The sequence below is a fragment of the Methylobacterium sp. GXS13 genome (genome assembly GCF_001455965.1).
In the GTDB taxonomy this organism is placed as follows: domain Bacteria; phylum Pseudomonadota; class Alphaproteobacteria; order Rhizobiales; family Beijerinckiaceae; genus Methylobacterium.
This window is the reverse complement of sequence record NZ_LKKO01000064.1, coordinates 1-15,463: the sequence shown is the minus strand read 5'-3', so window position 1 is coordinate 15,463 and position 15,463 is coordinate 1. Positions and strand designations below refer to the sequence as shown.

General features: G+C 64.4%; 12 protein-coding genes and 3 pseudogenes. 7 read left to right on the top strand and 8 right to left on the bottom strand.

Annotation, left to right across the window (positions count from 1 at the left end; translation table 11 throughout):
• Positions 1 to 417: 417 nt before the first annotated feature.
• The 4 genes from AO398_RS21695 to AO398_RS21680 all read right to left on the bottom strand — a co-directional run bounded on the left by AO398_RS21695 (position 418) and on the right by AO398_RS21680 (position 4,438).
• Complete coding sequence (locus AO398_RS21695; protein ID WP_058194266.1) at positions 418 to 2,934, bottom strand: CheR family methyltransferase; 2,517 nt, start codon at positions 2,932 to 2,934, stop codon at positions 418 to 420.
• A gap of 110 nt (positions 2,935 to 3,044) precedes the next feature.
• The gene (locus AO398_RS21690) at positions 3,045 to 3,299 is read right to left on the bottom strand and encodes a hypothetical protein (RefSeq protein WP_058194265.1); all 255 of its coding nucleotides are present in this window, start codon (positions 3,297 to 3,299) and stop codon (positions 3,045 to 3,047) included.
• 35 nt (positions 3,300 to 3,334) lie between these two features.
• Positions 3,335 to 3,682, bottom strand: a complete 348-nt coding sequence (locus tag AO398_RS21685; protein WP_058194264.1) for a hypothetical protein — start codon at positions 3,680 to 3,682, stop codon at positions 3,335 to 3,337.
• A gap of 504 nt (positions 3,683 to 4,186) precedes the next feature.
• A complete protein-coding gene (locus AO398_RS21680) occupies positions 4,187 to 4,438 on the bottom strand; it encodes a hypothetical protein (protein WP_058194263.1) in 252 nt (83 codons plus the stop codon).
• Positions 4,439 to 4,628: 190 nt separating this feature from the next.
• Here AO398_RS21680 and AO398_RS21675 point away from each other — a divergent pair, with 190 nt between their 5' ends.
• The 3 genes and pseudogenes from AO398_RS21675 (at position 4,629) to AO398_RS21665 (ending at position 8,931) form a co-directional block, all read left to right on the top strand.
• Positions 4,629 to 5,216 (top strand): PAS domain-containing protein, encoded by a 588-nt coding sequence (locus AO398_RS21675; RefSeq protein ID WP_058194262.1) that lies wholly within the window; start codon positions 4,629 to 4,631, stop codon positions 5,214 to 5,216.
• A 507-nt stretch (positions 5,217 to 5,723) separates the two neighbouring features.
• Positions 5,724 to 7,276 (top strand): annotated as a pseudogene (locus AO398_RS21670) (ISL3 family transposase).
• Positions 7,277 to 8,118: 842 nt separating this feature from the next.
• Entirely contained in the window at positions 8,119 to 8,931 is an 813-nt protein-coding gene (locus tag AO398_RS21665) for an IS5 family transposase (RefSeq protein WP_058194261.1), read from the top strand.
• 293 nt (positions 8,932 to 9,224) lie between these two features.
• Here the strand turns inward: AO398_RS21665 and AO398_RS21660 are convergent, their stop codons facing one another.
• Positions 9,225 to 9,482 (bottom strand): hypothetical protein, encoded by a 258-nt coding sequence (locus AO398_RS21660; protein WP_058194260.1) that lies wholly within the window; start codon positions 9,480 to 9,482, stop codon positions 9,225 to 9,227.
• A 328-nt stretch (positions 9,483 to 9,810) separates the two neighbouring features.
• Here AO398_RS21660 and AO398_RS21655 point away from each other — a divergent pair, with 328 nt between their 5' ends.
• Both AO398_RS21655 and AO398_RS21650 read left to right on the top strand, forming a co-directional pair.
• Positions 9,811 to 10,221: an integron gene (locus AO398_RS21655; protein ID WP_152997602.1), complete on the top strand. Its 411-nt coding sequence runs from the start codon at positions 9,811 to 9,813 to the stop codon at positions 10,219 to 10,221.
• A 181-nt stretch (positions 10,222 to 10,402) separates the two neighbouring features.
• Positions 10,403 to 11,431: a hypothetical protein gene (locus AO398_RS21650; protein ID WP_058194277.1), complete on the top strand. Its 1,029-nt coding sequence runs from the start codon at positions 10,403 to 10,405 to the stop codon at positions 11,429 to 11,431.
• A gap of 35 nt (positions 11,432 to 11,466) precedes the next feature.
• Here the strand turns inward: AO398_RS21650 and AO398_RS21645 are convergent, their stop codons facing one another.
• Together AO398_RS21645 and AO398_RS21640 are read right to left on the bottom strand one after the other, a co-directional pair.
• Positions 11,467 to 11,826, bottom strand: a complete 360-nt coding sequence (locus tag AO398_RS21645) for a hypothetical protein (protein WP_058194258.1) — start codon at positions 11,824 to 11,826, stop codon at positions 11,467 to 11,469.
• A 183-nt stretch (positions 11,827 to 12,009) separates the two neighbouring features.
• Positions 12,010 to 12,435: pseudogene (locus AO398_RS21640) on the bottom strand (hypothetical protein).
• A 297-nt stretch (positions 12,436 to 12,732) separates the two neighbouring features.
• Here AO398_RS21640 and AO398_RS21635 point away from each other — a divergent pair.
• Both AO398_RS21635 and AO398_RS21630 read left to right on the top strand, forming a co-directional pair.
• Positions 12,733 to 13,566 (top strand): porin family protein, encoded by an 834-nt coding sequence (locus AO398_RS21635; protein WP_058194257.1) that lies wholly within the window; start codon positions 12,733 to 12,735, stop codon positions 13,564 to 13,566.
• Between the two features lie 472 nt (positions 13,567 to 14,038).
• Positions 14,039 to 14,379: pseudogene (locus tag AO398_RS21630) on the top strand (transposase); the annotation flags it as partial.
• Positions 14,380 to 14,650: 271 nt separating this feature from the next.
• Here AO398_RS21630 and AO398_RS21625 read toward each other — a convergent pair.
• A partial coding sequence (locus tag AO398_RS21625; RefSeq protein WP_152997600.1) for an IS110 family transposase occupies positions 14,651 to 15,463 on the bottom strand: 813 nt, incomplete at its 5' end.

Genomic DNA, 15,463 nt, shown 5'->3' with positions numbered 1-15,463 from the left:
GATGAGTGGGTGAAGCGAGCCCTTCGAAAGCTGCCGTGCGGCCAGGGCAAGTTGAGGATCGCGCGCAAGCCTCTGCCCGCGACGGCTCAGCCTACGATTGGTCGGATAAAATTCGGGATCGTTACTTCGCAGGATCTCAAGCCTCGGCAGGATCAGTCCTTGCCCCTCCAACCATGCCCACGCCTCCGCGACGGCGTTCTTCAATTCCCGATGGTGCTCTGGGGGGAACGGGTTGCTGCTCTCGGCGCGTAGCTCGTCCCCATGCCCTCCGAGATCCGTACCCCTCTCCTCGGCCTTCAGCTTGAAGCCTTCCGGGCCTGCGCCCTGTACCCGCAGGGCATGCGGCACCGAGCGCACCTGAGCATCATGGCTATGCTCCGGGATCTCGGGCTGATCAAGGATCGGCAGCAGCGGGGCCTACTTGGCCAACTTGGTGAAGTTCACCACGACCCCCGACACCGCTGACCCCTTTCGGGCAGAGGCGCTTAACCGGACCCGGTAGCTCGTACCAGCCGTGCCATCGATCGTGCGTTCGGTGGTCCGTCGCTCGACCATGGCCACTCGGGCGTCCTCAGGAAGCCACGCCAGGGAGAACGGCGCCGAGAAGTTGCTCAACAGCCGCCCGCTGTCATTCGGCTGAAGACCGAAGATCTCGGCGGCAGCCCGCGTGAATGTGCGAATGCGCAGATCACGGTCCAGGAACACGCTGGCGATATCGGTGCTCTCGAACAGGGCCTCTTGATCGTCGCTCATCCGGTCCATGAGTTCGATCTTGGTGTTGAGTTCGGCGTTGACCGTCTGAAGCTCCTCGTTGACCGACTGGATCTCCTCCTTTGAAGCCTCCAACTCCTCGTTGGCCGATTGCGCTTCCTCGTTGACGGAATGCAACTCCTCGTTCGAGGACTTCAGTTCCTCAAGGGAGGTCTCGTACTCCTCGACGATGCCCTGCATCCGCTCTCGGGTGATGATCAGTTCTCGCTCCAGCCGCTCGAATTCGTCAGCCCGCTTGCCAACCCCTTGCTCCCGTCGATGGGCTGGATCTTCAGGGACTGCAGTCGAGTCGAACACGACGAGGAACAGCGGCTCCGCCCCCGCGGCCAGCGCGAGCGGCTTAACGATCAGCGACAGCTTCCTGATACGTCCATCCGGGAGACTGACCTCCAAGTCATCGCGCACGGTCGTCCGGTTTCCCTCCATCGCCTCGCGCAGGACCGTGCGGAGTTCCAGCCGTAGTCCCCGGCGGGCCATCGCTGCCAATTCCTGCGTCGGCTGGCCGGGGGCGATCTCCAGATACTCGCCGATCCGTGCCGAGTAGTGCACGGCCTCACCGGTCCGCGTCACGACCGCGTGCGGTGGGCTGAAGGTCGCCAGGATCTCGGCCTCCGCGACGTGGCGCAGCGTGGTGTGCCGCGTCCCGGTCCGGCGTCTGCCTTCCCCGGTGGGAATAATGCCCGTCCCGTCGTTCTCGATCATCGACGGCAGCCGGGCCGTCCGGCCAACATCGCGAGCCTGGAAGATCCGATGCTTCTTCTCGACCGTGGCGAAGAGGTCCTCGAAGCGCGTGACGTTCTCCGCCATGCCGATGAACAGATAACCGGACGGGCAGAGGGCGTAGTGCAGGATCGGGATCACCCGCTCCTGGGCGTTGAGGCTGAGGTAGATCAGCAGGTTGCGGCAGGAGACGAGGTCGAGGCGTGAGAAGGGCGGATCACGCACGATGCTGTGGGGGGAGAACGTGCACAGGTCGCGCAGCCGCTTGCTTACGACGACGCTTTCCGCCTCTGGGACGAAGTGGCGTGCGATGCGCTCCGGTGAGACGGCATCGAGGTAGGCCCTCGGATAGCGTCCGAGCCGGGCCACCGTGAGCGAGCGCTCGTCGATATCGGTGGCGAAGATCTGTATACGCGGCGGTGCGGCGAGCGTGTCCGCGTGCTCGGCCAGGAGCATAGCAAGGGAGTAGACCTCCTCGCCGGTCGAGCAGGCGGGCACCCAGACCCGTACCGTATCGCCGGGGCCGCGTCCCTCGAACAGCCGTGGGATGACGAGGGACGCCAGTGCCTCGAACGCGGGGCCATCTCGGAAGAACTTGGTCACGCCGATCAGCAGATCCCGGAACAGGGCGGCGACCTCGGCCGAGTTCGAGCGCAGCAGGTCCAGATAGGCGCTCGGCCCGGCCGCCTCGCTGACGCCGATGCGCCGGTACAGGCGGCGGAGGAAGGTGCTCGGCTTGTAGCCCGAGAAGTCATGCCCGACCTGTCGGCGCAAGATCGCGTAGATCGCCAAGAGCACGTCCTCAGGGACCTCGTCCGCGTGCTGATCGCCATCGCCAGGGGCGGCCGATACGTGCTCCAGGTGGTCCGCATGACTGGCTGCGATCCGGGCGCCCATCTCCTCGGCCCCAACGCCGAAATCGACGTAGCCGGTCCGGAGCGCGCTGAGCGGCATATCCGGGGTCTCCGGACCGTCGTCGTCGGCGACTTGCGCCAGGGTGAGGCCGCCGTGCTCCCGGATCGCCTTGACGCCGATCGCGCCGTCGCCGTCGCCGCCCGAGAGGATCACGCCGACCGCACGCTCACCCTGATCGCGCGCGAGGTCGGTCAGGAAGACATCGACCGGCTTGGTCTCGCGTGTACCCGGAGCCAATGGCGTCGCGGTCAGCCGAGCATCGCGAATGCCGAGAACGACGCCGGGGGGCATAACGTAGACGTGGCCGGGCCGCACCGGCACACCATCGGCTGCCGTTTCGACGGCGTGGGCGGTGAACCGGGACAGGATCTCCGGGAGCAGGCTGTCCCGTTCCGAGCTTAGATGCGTCACGACGACGACGGCTGCGTTGAGAGTCTCTGGGAGCCCCCGGAAGAAGGCCCGCATGGCCTCGATCCCGCCCGCGGATGCGCCGATGCCGATGATCGGGAAGCGATCCTGTGTCGTCATCGTATACCCCGACCTCGCACTGCGAACCTTCAAGGGCCACGAAGAGAGCGGTGGTTCAACCCCACCTACTGAAGATGTCGATCGAGCCGAGCGAGGCCGGTCAACCCGGATCACGGCTCTCGTGCGACCAGATCCCCAACGAAATCGAGGCAGCGCTCCCGCGCTTCGAGATCCTTCAGCATCAGGAACAGGCGCAACAATTCGGCCGTCTGCGCCAGATCGTCCCCCTCGACCATGATCGCCGGTTCGGTAGGCGGCGCGGCCTGATCGCCCGAGAAGAGTGTCGCGATTGGGAGGTTCAGCGCTTGGGCGATGAGGCCCAGGGTAGAAGCGGCATCGTGATCCCGTGCGTCTGCGTCATCCATGGCGTCCCCATCCGCGTGACCTCGCGCTACGTCGATCAATGCATGACCATGTGTGCCGCCTTGGGGCCGACCACCGCAGCGATGCGGCATCCGACATGGTGAAGTACGCCCCCGAGCAAGGCCCTGGTCCGGGCATCCCCGTCATCCTCGGCGAGTTCGTAGGTGCGGATGAGGGAGCGGACGAGGTCATTCGATGGTCCGTTATCCTTGGCGGGCGGCGACATCTCGCTCTCGGGAACAGCCGTCAGGGCGAGGGTCTGGTCGCGCGACCGTTGAACGAGGTCGCGCGATGCCTGGATGGTCCGCCGCGTCTCCTCGGCGGCTGCCCGTAATTCACGGGCGGTCTCCAGGGCTCGATCTGCGGCGTTGGTGCGCCAGGCCATCTTCTTCCCTCACGTTGTCCCGTGTTCCCAATAGTAGTATCCAGCGGAATACCCGCGCGTACAAGTTGCACCGATTCCCTCGATGAGGCAAATGGATAATGTCGATCAGAGTAGCGAGAGGCGGAAATTCATATTTCGGTGCTGGAGGGGATGGCCGGACTGGCGATGATCGCCTCAACTCGCAACGCCGCCAGTCATGACGACACCTGCTTCTGAGACGTGTGAGGTGAAGATCGCAGGGGAATGGCGCTTGATCGGCGTCGCCGAGGCGAAGGGCATCTATGCGATGGCCCTGAAACGTTGCCCATCGTGCCGGGGTGTCGTCGTCCTCTCGGGTTCGTATGCGGAGGGCGGTCGGCGCAGATTCACACACCGTAGAATACACACGGGATGTCCACTCGATCCGAAGCGGTACTCGGGCACGCCGTCACCCCATCCTGAACCGTTATCCTGAGACCGAGCTTCGTCGATACGGTTCGACCGGGGAAAGTTCGAACCTCCGGACTATCGCACGTCGGTCTCGACCAGCGCCTGGACGGCTGTGACGAAGCGTCGTGCAGCTTCGCGATCAACCTGCCGGAGATACGCCCGCACGACACCCAGGACTTGCTCTTCCCGCTGGTGCCGGAGAGACTCGGATAGGTCGGCGTTGGAGCCGAAGAACGACGCTACCGGGACCCCGAGCACGTCGCTGATCCGGCCAAGCGCACCTCGAACGTCACGCTCGTCGTCGCATTCCTTGAAAGCGTCGGGCATGGCACCTCGCTGGGCGTCTCGCCTCACGGATGCGGCGACGGCTTCATGTGAAGGATATGGATAACACACCATGCAGGCGCTGGGTTGCAAGCTAACGCATGATGCAACTTAAGAGGTCGCCAGCGATTGGTTGTGCTGTTTCGCTCGTACCGAAGTGGCCGCAGCCAGAAACTGAGTTTCGCGAGGCGCCATGCGCATCAACGCTATCGACGGTTTTGACGAGGATATGGAGCGCCTAAGGGGTGCGCTGGAAGCCTCTTGTGTGGTCGGGACCTGGGATTGGGATCACACCCGTGGGGTCGTCAGCTACGATGCCGGTGCAGCTCGCCTACTGACCGGGGATCCGGATCTGGCCGAGCGCGAGATCACCGGGGTGTTCGCGGTTGCGGCCGTCCATCCCGATGACCGCGAGTGGCTGACCGAACATATGCGGAAGGCTGCGCGCGCTGGCGGCCTCGTGTTGTCCGAGTACCGGGTCATCGCTCCTGACGGGTCGGTATGCTGGCTGCTCAGTCGTGGTCGGACCTATCAGGATCACTTCGGCCGACCGCTGCGATCCCGCGGCATTTTGATCGACATCACCGAGATGCGTAATGGCGGCGAACGGTATGTCATGGGCAGCGCGCCGCAGGCTGAGACTTCGCTCGACCGGGCGGCCGATCTGGCGATCACGTTAAAGCAGACGTTGGGCTCCGACGCCCCCGTCGAGGTGCAGGCCGCAGCGGATGCACTGCTGTTCAGCCTCGGCTACGCCATTGCTCGGATTGAGGGCCGCTGAACGCTCAGACCGGCACCATGATTGATCGGTTCGAATGTGTGAGCAAGTCGGGGCAAACTACCGAGATGTTCAGTTCGCTCCGGCTCATCCCAAGGGGAATCGCTTAAGCCATGTTGATCGTGCAATCTCGAGTTATGCCGTTGCGCGAAACTCAATCGTACGTCATGTGGTTTGGATGTCCTTGTCGGCTCGGCCTATTGCAGCCGTATAAAGGGAAAGTTGGTCTCGAGACGACGGTCACCAATAACCCGAATCTGGTCACCGATGTTAATCGGCGCTGATGCGTGCCCCCGGAATAAATGCAGCTAAACCTCTGTTCTTTGTGGAAAGAATTAAGATTGATGTGGGGTCACAATCAGCGCCGATCGTGACCCCGCCTCGTGATCAAATTCGGGCCTGATCTCAACAGCTTAAGCAATTTTGTGAAAGGGGTGACGCTTCGGGTCTGACTCACATTCGGTGCAGGCGGGTTGATGGATCTCGGCTTTCGTCGTCGGAGATCCTGTCATGTCTCGCAGTCTGCAAGCTGGTGCCGTCATCCCGCGCGGCCTCGTCATCGATCATGTCGAGGTCGGCGCCGTGCTGACCATCACAGCCCGGCCGGTCGCGGCATCCGCCCGGTGCCCGGGCTGTGATCGGACCTCGTCTCGAATCCATAGCCACTACACCCGCACCCTGTCGGACCTGCCGGTTGCCGGGAGACGCGTCGCGCTCGATATCCGCGTCCGTCGTTTCCGTTGCATCGGATCGGACTGCCGGACCAAGATCTTCGCCGAGCGGCTCGCGTCTGACCTTGCCGCCGCCTATGCCCGGCGCACGGCCCGGCTCGACTGCATCGTGCATCATCTCGGCGTCGCCCTCGGCGGTAGACCCGCAGCCAGCTTCGCCCGACAGCTCATGGTCCCGGCCAGTCGGGATACGGTGCTGCGGACCGTGCGCCGCCGTGCCGTCCGTCCGGTGGAGCTCCGAGCGTGATCGGCATCGACGACTGGGCCTTCCGACGAGGACAGCGTTACGGCACGCTCGTCTGCGACCTGGAAAGCCGGCGTGTCATCGCCCTGCTGCCGGATCGGGAGAGCGGCACCGTCGAGGCGTGGCTTGCGGCCCATCCCGAAATTACCGTCGTCGCCCGCGACCGCGGGGGTTGCTACGGCGAGGCCACGGCTCGGGCGCTGCCCAAGGCGATCCAGGTCGCTGACCGATGGCACTTGATGGAGAACGCCAGCGCCGCCTTCCTCAATGCCGTGCGCAAGTCGATGTCCGCCATCCGCATCGCTGTGGGAGCCGCGACGGTCGATCCCGAACGGCTGACTTGCGCCGAGCGCCTGCAGTACGACGGCTATCTGCGGAGGGAGGTGACCGGCGAGGCGATCCTGGCTCTGTCGCGACAAGGCATGTCGATCAAGAAGATTGCCCGGACGACCAGGCACAGCCGCAAACTCATGCGCGACGTGCTTCGCGGTCTGACCGGCGACGTCTTCCGCGCCCGCCAGAGCAGCCTGGACGCCTATCTACCCCGGCTCGATGCCGAATGGGCGGCCGGCTGCCGCAACGGGGCTGAACTCTGGCGGCGGCTTCGCGCGAGCGGGTTCACCGGCAGCCTGCGGGTAGTCGGGGAATGGGCGACGCGCCGGCGGCGCAGCGAGCGTGCGCCGAAGGGCGCTCCCAGCAAGGTGCCGTCATCACGCATCCTTTCCCGGCTGATGACGACGGGGCGGGACAGCCTGACGAAGGCCGAAGCCGTCATCGTGGCGACGATTGAGGCGGAGGTGCCGATGCTCGACGAGGCAAGGTCCCTGCCGTCGCGCTTCCAGGCCATGATCCGCGAACGAAGGCGACTCGATCTCGACCACTGGATCGAGGCTGCAGCCCGCAGTCTTCTGTCGTCGTTCGCGCGCGGCTTGCTGAAAGACAAAGTGGCCGTCGCTGCAGCTCTGACGCAGCCATGGTCGAACGGCCAAACCGAAGGGCAGATCAGCCGCCTGAAGCTCGTAAAGCGGCAGATGTTCGGCCGCGCCAAACTCGACCTGCTCGAAGCTCGGCTGATCGGCACACCATGAGCCGCCCTGCATCGAGATTGCGTCAGACCCACGCTTCGACGCCGATCCACAATCCGGACGTCACCTGCAGGTTCCGGCCACGTGACGCAGGTGGGATCGCTGGGTCTCTGACTACTGTTATCCAGCGAGAGAAATGAAGACGAGATGATTATGAGATTTCAGACGAGCTTAGCGGTTGCCGCCCTTGTCGCTGGGCTCGCAGGCCCAGCTCCGGCTTGGGCTTGGACTTCACCGGGCTGCACCAATCTTCCGGAATATGAGCGTGCCCTCGGCGCTCTCCAGGGTATGACGAGCGCCTGCGATATGAGCATCGAAAAGGCGAACAGGATCGCGGCGGCTCAAGGATACAGGCCCGGAGGCTTATTCGGGGCGCTCCTAAGCAATCCGTCCCACCCAGTAGCCGAGACGGTTCCGATCTCGGGCTACTCTCAGAGCCGCGGACCTCGGCTTTACCACCGCCGCGCTTACCACAGTGCTACAAATCGCCGTGAAGCCGTCGTTCGCTGAAGGCCTGAGAACCCAGCAGGACGCGTAGTGGAATGAGATCGAGCAGCTCACAAGGCAGAGTCTTTAAGTAGCGTGATCGTTCAATCGTCGCTTGCGGGGCGGTGGTAAAAGCCACGTCCTACTCAGAGCTAACAGCTGCTCGGGATCGATTTCGTTGAAAAACTCGGTCCGGGTCGAAATAGTATTGTGGCCCGCTCCAGATGTAAAAGATCCTGCTATCACGCTGACGGGACTTACCTGCCTCAGAGCCCGTCCGAAGATGATCCGAGGCGGGGTTGAGGGGCCGGGATGGCGATGATTCCAGGCGGGTTGCTGAGGCCTGACCTGGAAGCGCCATGTGGATCCCGACCACCCGGCGGCAGCATAGCCGCGCCGGCCTTCGCTATGAAACCGATCTCACCGATGCCGAGCGGGTGGTGATCGAGCCGCTCATGCCGAGGCCTGAGCCACGCGGGCGGCCTCCGGTCTGGACGCCGCGGGAGATCTTGAACGCGATCGTCTCAGTCCTGCGCGGCGGCATCGCATGGCCGCTGATCCCCAAGGATCTGCCGCCGCGATCGACCACGTTCGGCTCCTTCAGCCGCTGGCGCGACGCAGGGCTGTTTAGCCGGATCAATCACCACCTCCTCATGGCTGATCGCGAGCGTGTCAGACGCGAAGCCTCGCCGTCCGCCGCAGTGCTCGACAGCCAGACAGTCAAAACCACGGAGAGCGGCGGGCCGCGCGGCTACGACGCCGGTAAGAAGGTCAAAGGCCGCAGGCGCCAAGCGCTGGTCGATACGGACGGGCGTGCGCTCGTCCTCGATCCGCAGCCTGCCGACGTGCGGGACCGGGACGGAGCCGTGCCGGTCCTGCACGTGTCACGCCGAAGCTGCCCGTTCATTACCAAGGCCTTCGCCGACGCCGGCTATGCCGGCGACAAGCCCGCGAGCGCGACGATCATCGCCGTCGAGATCGTGCGCAAGCCGCCGGATCAGGTCGGCTTCGCTGTGCATCCACGCCGGTGGGTCGTTGAACGGTTCTTCACCTGGATCAGTCGCAACCGGCGCCTCTGGAAGGACCCGGAAGCGCCCCTCGCCTCCGCCAGAGCTTTCCTCTACGCCGCAGCCGTCATGATCCTCGTCAGACGCCTCGCCCGATCACCCTGACCTCTCGGACGGACTTTGAGTGGGATTGCACAGTCGATGAGAGCCGAACATTCTTCAAGGTATCGCCTTATATGGCGCCTGAGCTGCTGCCTCCGAGTTTTTCAACACAATCGACCGTGAGCGGAATGCAAGACGTCGAGTGTGTCTGATCCGCTCTCGCCCCACTGGTGTGAACCAGTTTAGCTCCCTTGAACGAGGGGCTGTCAATGAACCAACACATCGCCGCAATCCTGCTGATCGCGGTTGGGCTAGGCGCTTGCCAAACAGGCGCTCTAGGACCGCAGCCAGCCGCTTCAGGGCTCCGGGGCGCTGCGCTCCTCCAAGAAGAGGTCGCCCGCCTCAGAGCGGATCGCGATGCGCATCGGATCAGCTACACGGAGTGGGCTGAACGTACCCAAGCAGCCGCGCGAGCCAGTGTGCCGCTGAGCGCGCAGGAAGAGGACGCGCTGGAATACCGCAAGCAGCTCGCACGCCGTGTGGACGCTGGAGAAATGACGCCAGCCCAGTTCGATCGCGAGAATGAACGCGCCTTGCAGCAGCTGAAGGCTCAACGCGGAAGAGCCTGACCGACGACGGCTTGTCTCGCGCCCGCTATAAAACCGCCTCTTTCCGTCTGTGCACCCTAGGCGTTCGCGACACCGCAAGGCGTGCGGCGGGCAAACACGTGACGACAGGCGCTCTCTGGTCCAGTTCCCCGTAGGCCGCCCGTGAAGCCTTGGCCGGGCAGTCGCGTGAGGGTCGGTGCGGCGGGGGAACCGGACACCGCAAGCGCCGGCTCATGGCCCGGATCCCTGAAGCACCTGCCGCGTTGTTCGCCATCACACCCACTCGGGCGAGCGTGATAGCGCCCCCTATCGAATGCGGCAGCGCGGCACGTTCATGTCATCTCTTGCGCTGCGTCTTGGGCTGCTTCTCATGCTCCTGCCGCCCAGCCTAGCCGAGGCCGAAACGACCCCTCTGAATGTACCGATCCTGATGCACGGGTCGATCGGCGACGATGCCTGTCCGGAGAAGGGGCGTGTGATTAAAATTGGGGCTGAGCCGAAGAGCGTCTTGTCGGTGCAGAGCGGTCCTGGAGAAGCCCCGTTCCGCGAGATCGGTCGCCTTCACGACGGCGACATCGTCGTCGTCTGCGAGAAGCTTGGATTGTGGTTGGGCGTCGTCTACGGTTCAGCGTCGCTCGGTTGCCAGACTACGATCCTCGTGCCCGTCGAGCAGGCGTACACCGGGCCCTGTAACCATGGTTGGGTCCTGGCCCAGAACGTGAGCGTCAGCAAAGATCAGAATTAGCGTTCGTTGCTCAGGCAATAAGCAATACGGCTGCTATTAACCATCGCGTAATATTCGTTAATAAGTCGTTGACGCAATACCGTTGTTTGTGAGGAAATACGTAGGCGGGTCGGTGCCCGCCACGTCTTTCGAGGTCATCATGGTTCGGGTCTCGGCGCTCAGGCTGACGCATCGCCTGGGTATGCGCGCGCTGGCAAGTCTCGCAACCCCATCCTTGGCCCTCTTCGCCGGTACGAGCTCCGCCAGCGCTCACGTGAAATGGTTCTGCGCGTACGACGTGGCCGGGCAGCCGCGCAGTCTCGAGCAGGTGCTGTGCGCTGACTTCGAGTGGCTCTCCGGTCTGGCCATCCTGTGCCTGATGTTCGGGTGCCTGGCCGAGGGCTCGCCGCTCGGCGGTGCCCTCATGAACGCGTTGGATCGCGTAACCACCCGGATCCGCACCGACACCGAGCTGCTGGTCCGGGCCACGCTGGGCTTCTTCTTCGTCTCGCTGTGGGGGATGGGTGGGATCATCCTCACCCCCGAACTCGCGACCGACGTCGCATGGATCCCGTGGTTCCAGCTCGGGCTGGCCGCCTGCCTGATCTGGCGCCGGACCATGCCGCTCGCCGGGCTGGGCATCGTCTTCCTGTTCAGCTTCGCTACCGCGCAGTACGGCGTCTTCCACCTCGCCGACTACCCGGTGTTCCTCGGGGTGGCGATCTACCTGATCTGCCAAGGCCTCAACCTGAAGCTCTTCGGCCTGCGCCCGCTGGACATCGTGCGCTGGGCCGCTGCCGTCACGCTGATGTGGGCCTCGGTAGAGAAGTGGGCCTACCCGCAGTGGACCGATCCGCTGCTCAGTGCCAAGCCGCAGATGACCATGGGCGCGACGCCCGAACTGTTCATGCAGGCCGCCGGCGTCATCGAGTTTACCCTGGCCTTCGCGCTGATCTGGACCCCATTGGTGCGACGCGCCGCGGCAATCATCCTGGCCGCGATTTTCGTCTCTGCGGTGTTCGAGTTCGGCAAGGTCGACTCGATCGGGCATTCCGGGATCATCGTCGTACTGCTCGGCATCGCCGCCGACGACGCGCGCACCTCGGTGCGGGTCCGCGACATCACGTGGGCGCCGGTTTACTACGGTGGTGCGCTCGCGACCTTCCTGGCGTTGTACTACGTCGGCCACGAGGCCCTGTACGAGGGCCTCACCGGCCTGCCGGTGATCTGAGGCTGCTTGATAGACGGAGCTCGGTGGCGGCCATCCTACTGGATGTGGAGGGTGAGCTTCATCTTCGGGTGGATACCGCACTCGATCACGAAGTCGCCGGGCTCTTTCAGCGTCAGCGTGGCCTGCTTGCCTGGCTCTTGGTCGCCGGCGTCGAACGCGAACCGATCGGCTTCGATGAAGGCGTGATGGATCACACCGTCGTCCCCGTTGACCAGGACGATTGTGTCACCTCGGCGCAGGAACAGGTCGGTGGGATTGTAGTGTCTGCCCTTCTGCAGCACGACGCGGACGGTGTTGGCAAGATCGGCTTGGGCTGGCCCGAACGCGAGTAACCCTGCCATGAGCGCGATAGGCGCGCTGAAAAAAAGCGGGCGGCGTCGATTGTAAATGGCCACGGATACAACCCAAAAAAATTTTCTCGCGGTCTGTAAGTGACATTGACCAGTTGTAGGCTGCCTAACAAAACTTAGAATCGGCATATAATTTGTCTTTTGATTGGTGCTAAATTCACGGAATGAGCGGCATTTGCATTTTGGTCGCAACGAATATTTAACTGCAGGCGACCTCCGCTCGACGCCTTAATAGTAAGGCGCACCGAACAGATCGCCGATCGCCTTCCGCTTGAAGAGCGTGCTCCAGCGCCGACGCTGATGCTCTGGCCAGTCGTGGATCATGTGACAGCGCTGGCAGAAGGCTGCGAGGTTAGCGTCCGCATTGTTGGCGGGGTCGTGATCCCGGTGTGCAGCTGCCAGCACGACATGGGTGCTGCGGGCGCGGCCGAGGATGTCGGTACCCAACCTGATTCGGATCCGGCGCCCCCACCCGTCGCGCCAGCGACTAGCCTCAGCGTCCCATTAGCGCCCATCGCCGAGGTGATAGATCATCTGCCCGTGCGGACGCCCACAGCTCTCGCAGCGGCCCTGCGCCCGGCCAAAGCGGATCGCCATCGACAGCTCGCGCCAGTCGATCGGGTAGAAGAAGCGGTGCTCTGGCCGGATCGGCATGACGTGGTGGGGAGCCCGACGGGATACGCCACCTTGCCGTGAGATGCATGGTCGGGCCTGCATCCTATTAGCAACAGGGCCTATAAACCCTGATGCATAATGCAACTAAGTCGTGGGTTCGTCGTTATTGCGCTTGGCCCGGTACATTTCAAAGTACTGATCTAGTCTAAACCGGGTTCATAAACGGTTTACTATGCTGTCTTCCATCATCGTCGGCCGGTGTGTCCGTAAAACTACAGCCAATTGCCCCATGGATCGGTAGCCTTACCGTCAGATAGAAATTCTGGACCCGACACGATGATCAAGCTCCTGGCCTCGCTGGCCGCCTTCACCGCGCTGACCGCCGCCGCCTCGGCCGCCGACCTGCCGCGCCGCGCCGCGCCGCCGCCCGTCTTCACCCCCGTGCCCGTGTTCACCTGGACCGGCGCCTACTTCGGTATCAACGCCGGCTACGCCTTCGACGCCAGCAGCCGCTCGAACAGCTCGGTCTTCGGCGTCCCCGCCGCCTTCGCCGCCGCCGGCACCACCGCCACCTTCCGCGACCGCAGCCAGGACGGCTTCTCCGGCGGCGCCCAGGTCGGCTACAACTACCAGTTCACCCCGGGCTCGGGCGTGGTCGTCGGCATCGAGGCCGACGCCCAGTACCTCGACTTCGGCCGCAACCGGAACAACGCCTTCATCAGCGGCGCCGTGGCCCCGGGCTACTACGTCACCGACCCGCGCGGCCTGTCGAGCCTCGACTACTTCGGCACCGTGCGCGGCCGCCTCGGCTACGCCTTCGACCGCACCCTCGTGTACGGCACCGGCGGCTTCGCCTACGGCTCGGGCAGCGCCGACCGCTCCTTCGGCGGCTACGCCGGCAACGACAGCTTCCGCACCGGCTACGCCGTCGGCGGTGGCGTCGAGTTCGCCCTCCCGACCGAGTCGTTCCTGAACTTCTTCCGCTCGTCGGCCGTGACGTTCAAGATCGAAGGCCTGTACGTCAACCTGGAGCGCGGCAACCGCAACCAGGGCGCCCTCGTCGTCAACGCCGCCAACCTCGTCCCGGTCGCCTACAGCGCCATCGGTCGCCGCGACGACGAGTTCGCCGTCGTCCGCGCCGGCCTGAACTACAAGTTCGGCTCGTACTAAGATCGGATCGAACTGCTCCCGGCTCCTGTGCCGGGAGACGTTGCGGCGGGCGAGGGTGTTGGTCCTCCTCATCGCTCGCCGCCGCGAAAGGTGCCGGCAACTTGTTGGACTCCGGATCCCCAGCCCGATCAATCTGGCCGCGAGGTCGGCGACACCCTGGGAGCACCCGCTCCTGGGGTGTTTTTTCGTGTCGGGACCCGGTCTGGTCGCGGGTCACCATGGCAGCATCGCAACTCGTCAGACGGTCATGACGAGTTGGATCCCTAACGGCTCGGGCGTCAGCCGATGACTGGTCCGGCGTCATCCGCTGATGCGACGGGGTCAGCCGATGAGGCATCCAAGGCTCTGATGTAGCTCGGCCGTTTGTGTCTTGCGTCGATCCGGTATTGTCCGACGTTAGCACCTGTAGGACAGATTGAGGGTCTTTACGAACGGAGGATGGCTGGTTCATCGTAGCCCCTGAGGGGCGAAGATGAAGCAGACATCCGGGCCGGCCAAGAAGCCGGCAGAAGCGGTGATCAAGGACATCGGTCGGGCCACACGTCCGCAGTTCTCGTCCGAGGAGAAGATCCGTGTGGTGCTGGAAAGCTTGCGTGGCGAGGACAGCATCGCCAATTGTGCCGACGTGAGGGGATCGCCGCCTCGATGGACTACGGCTGGTCCAAGGAGTTCCTGGAGGCTGGCGAGAAGCGCCTGTCCGGCGACACGTCTCGTGCGGCCACCACGGATGAGGTACGGGGTCTGCGCCGCGAGACGGGGACGCTCAAAGAGGTCGTGGCTGATCTCGTCCTGGAGAACCGTCTGCTTAAAAAACCGTATGGCCCGCCCCGTCTGCAAGGTCGTCGATGAAGGTGCGTGTGACCGGTCTGCACAAACGTATCCGGCATGTCGGCATGGTGACCGCCGCCAAGATGGAGAGCCGCACGTCCCGGGCCTCATAAGCAATTCGGCCTCGGGGGCCGCTTTTTTGCCAGGCTTCCGGAACGCCGCTCGACCGTTAGGCCATCTTCACTGTCCTTCCGCAGACCTCGTAGACCCGCGCCGAGCGGTCAGGCTCGGGCTCGGGTCGATCCCGCTCGGCGCCTCAAGCTAGCGCCGGCTCCAGACGCCGCTCGAAGCTCACCTCTTTGCGCAACCTCGCCCAGGCGATCCGCGCGAGCTTGGCCGCCAGCGCGACGACCACGACGTTGTAGTGGGCTCGCGCCAGAAGTCCGCGCAGCCACCGTCCGGTCGCGTCCTCGGCCTTCGACAGCGAGGCCAGGGCCGCGCGCGCCCCATGGATGAAGAGGCCGCGCAGGTAGGCATTGCCCCTCTTGCTGATGCCGAGCAGCTTCGGCTTGCCGCCGGTCGTGTGTTGGCGTGGCACGAGGCCGAGCCAGGCGGGCAGGTCGCGCGCGGAAGCAAACGCGCTGCCGTCGTCGACGGCCGCGCGCAGGGCCGTGGCCGTCATCGGCCCGACGCCGGGGATCGATACCAAGCGGTGCGCCGCCTCGTCGGCGTGGGCGTGCGCGATGAACTCCCGGTCGAGCGCGTCGATGCGGCGGTCGAGACCCGCCCATTCCCCGCGGATCTCAGCGACGAGGGACCGGATGCGCGCGCCGACCCGTGCTTCGGGATCTTCCAGGAGGCCTCCGACCGCCGTCTCGAACTTGCGGCGGCCCTGGGGGAAGGCGAGGCCACGCTCCAGCAGGATCGCGCGCAACTGGTTCATCAGCATGGTGCGCATGCCGACCAGCCGCGACCGGACCCGGTGCAGTCTCTGCATGTCGAGTTGCTCCTGCGCCTTCAAGGCCACGAAGCGCATGGTCGGGCGCGTGGCGGCCTCGGCGATCGCCTCGGCATCGCGGTCGTCGTTCTTCTGCGCCTTGACGTAGGGGCGGACGTACTCGGGCGACAT

What these genes read in the sequence shown, in the direction of transcription:
- AO398_RS21690 (WP_058194265.1), bottom strand. Translation starts at nt 3,299, where the DNA reads ATGGATGACGCAGACGCACGGGATCACGATGCCGCTTCTACCCTGGGC.
- AO398_RS21680 (WP_058194263.1), bottom strand. Translation starts at nt 4,438, where the DNA reads ATGCCCGACGCTTTCAAGGAATGCGACGACGAGCGTGACGTTCGAGGT.
- AO398_RS21635 (WP_058194257.1), top strand. Translation starts at nt 12,733, where the DNA reads ATGATCAAGCTCCTGGCCTCGCTGGCCGCCTTCACCGCGCTGACCGCC.
- AO398_RS21665 (WP_058194261.1), top strand. Translation starts at nt 8,119, where the DNA reads ATGTGGATCCCGACCACCCGGCGGCAGCATAGCCGCGCCGGCCTTCGC.
- AO398_RS21655 (WP_152997602.1), top strand. Translation starts at nt 9,811, where the DNA reads ATGTCATCTCTTGCGCTGCGTCTTGGGCTGCTTCTCATGCTCCTGCCG.
- AO398_RS21650 (WP_058194277.1), top strand. Translation starts at nt 10,403, where the DNA reads ATGCGCGCGCTGGCAAGTCTCGCAACCCCATCCTTGGCCCTCTTCGCC.
- AO398_RS21695 (WP_058194266.1), bottom strand. Translation starts at nt 2,934, where the DNA reads ATGACGACACAGGATCGCTTCCCGATCATCGGCATCGGCGCATCCGCG.
- AO398_RS21685 (WP_058194264.1), bottom strand. Translation starts at nt 3,682, where the DNA reads ATGGCCTGGCGCACCAACGCCGCAGATCGAGCCCTGGAGACCGCCCGT.
- AO398_RS21675 (WP_058194262.1), top strand. Translation starts at nt 4,629, where the DNA reads ATGCGCATCAACGCTATCGACGGTTTTGACGAGGATATGGAGCGCCTA.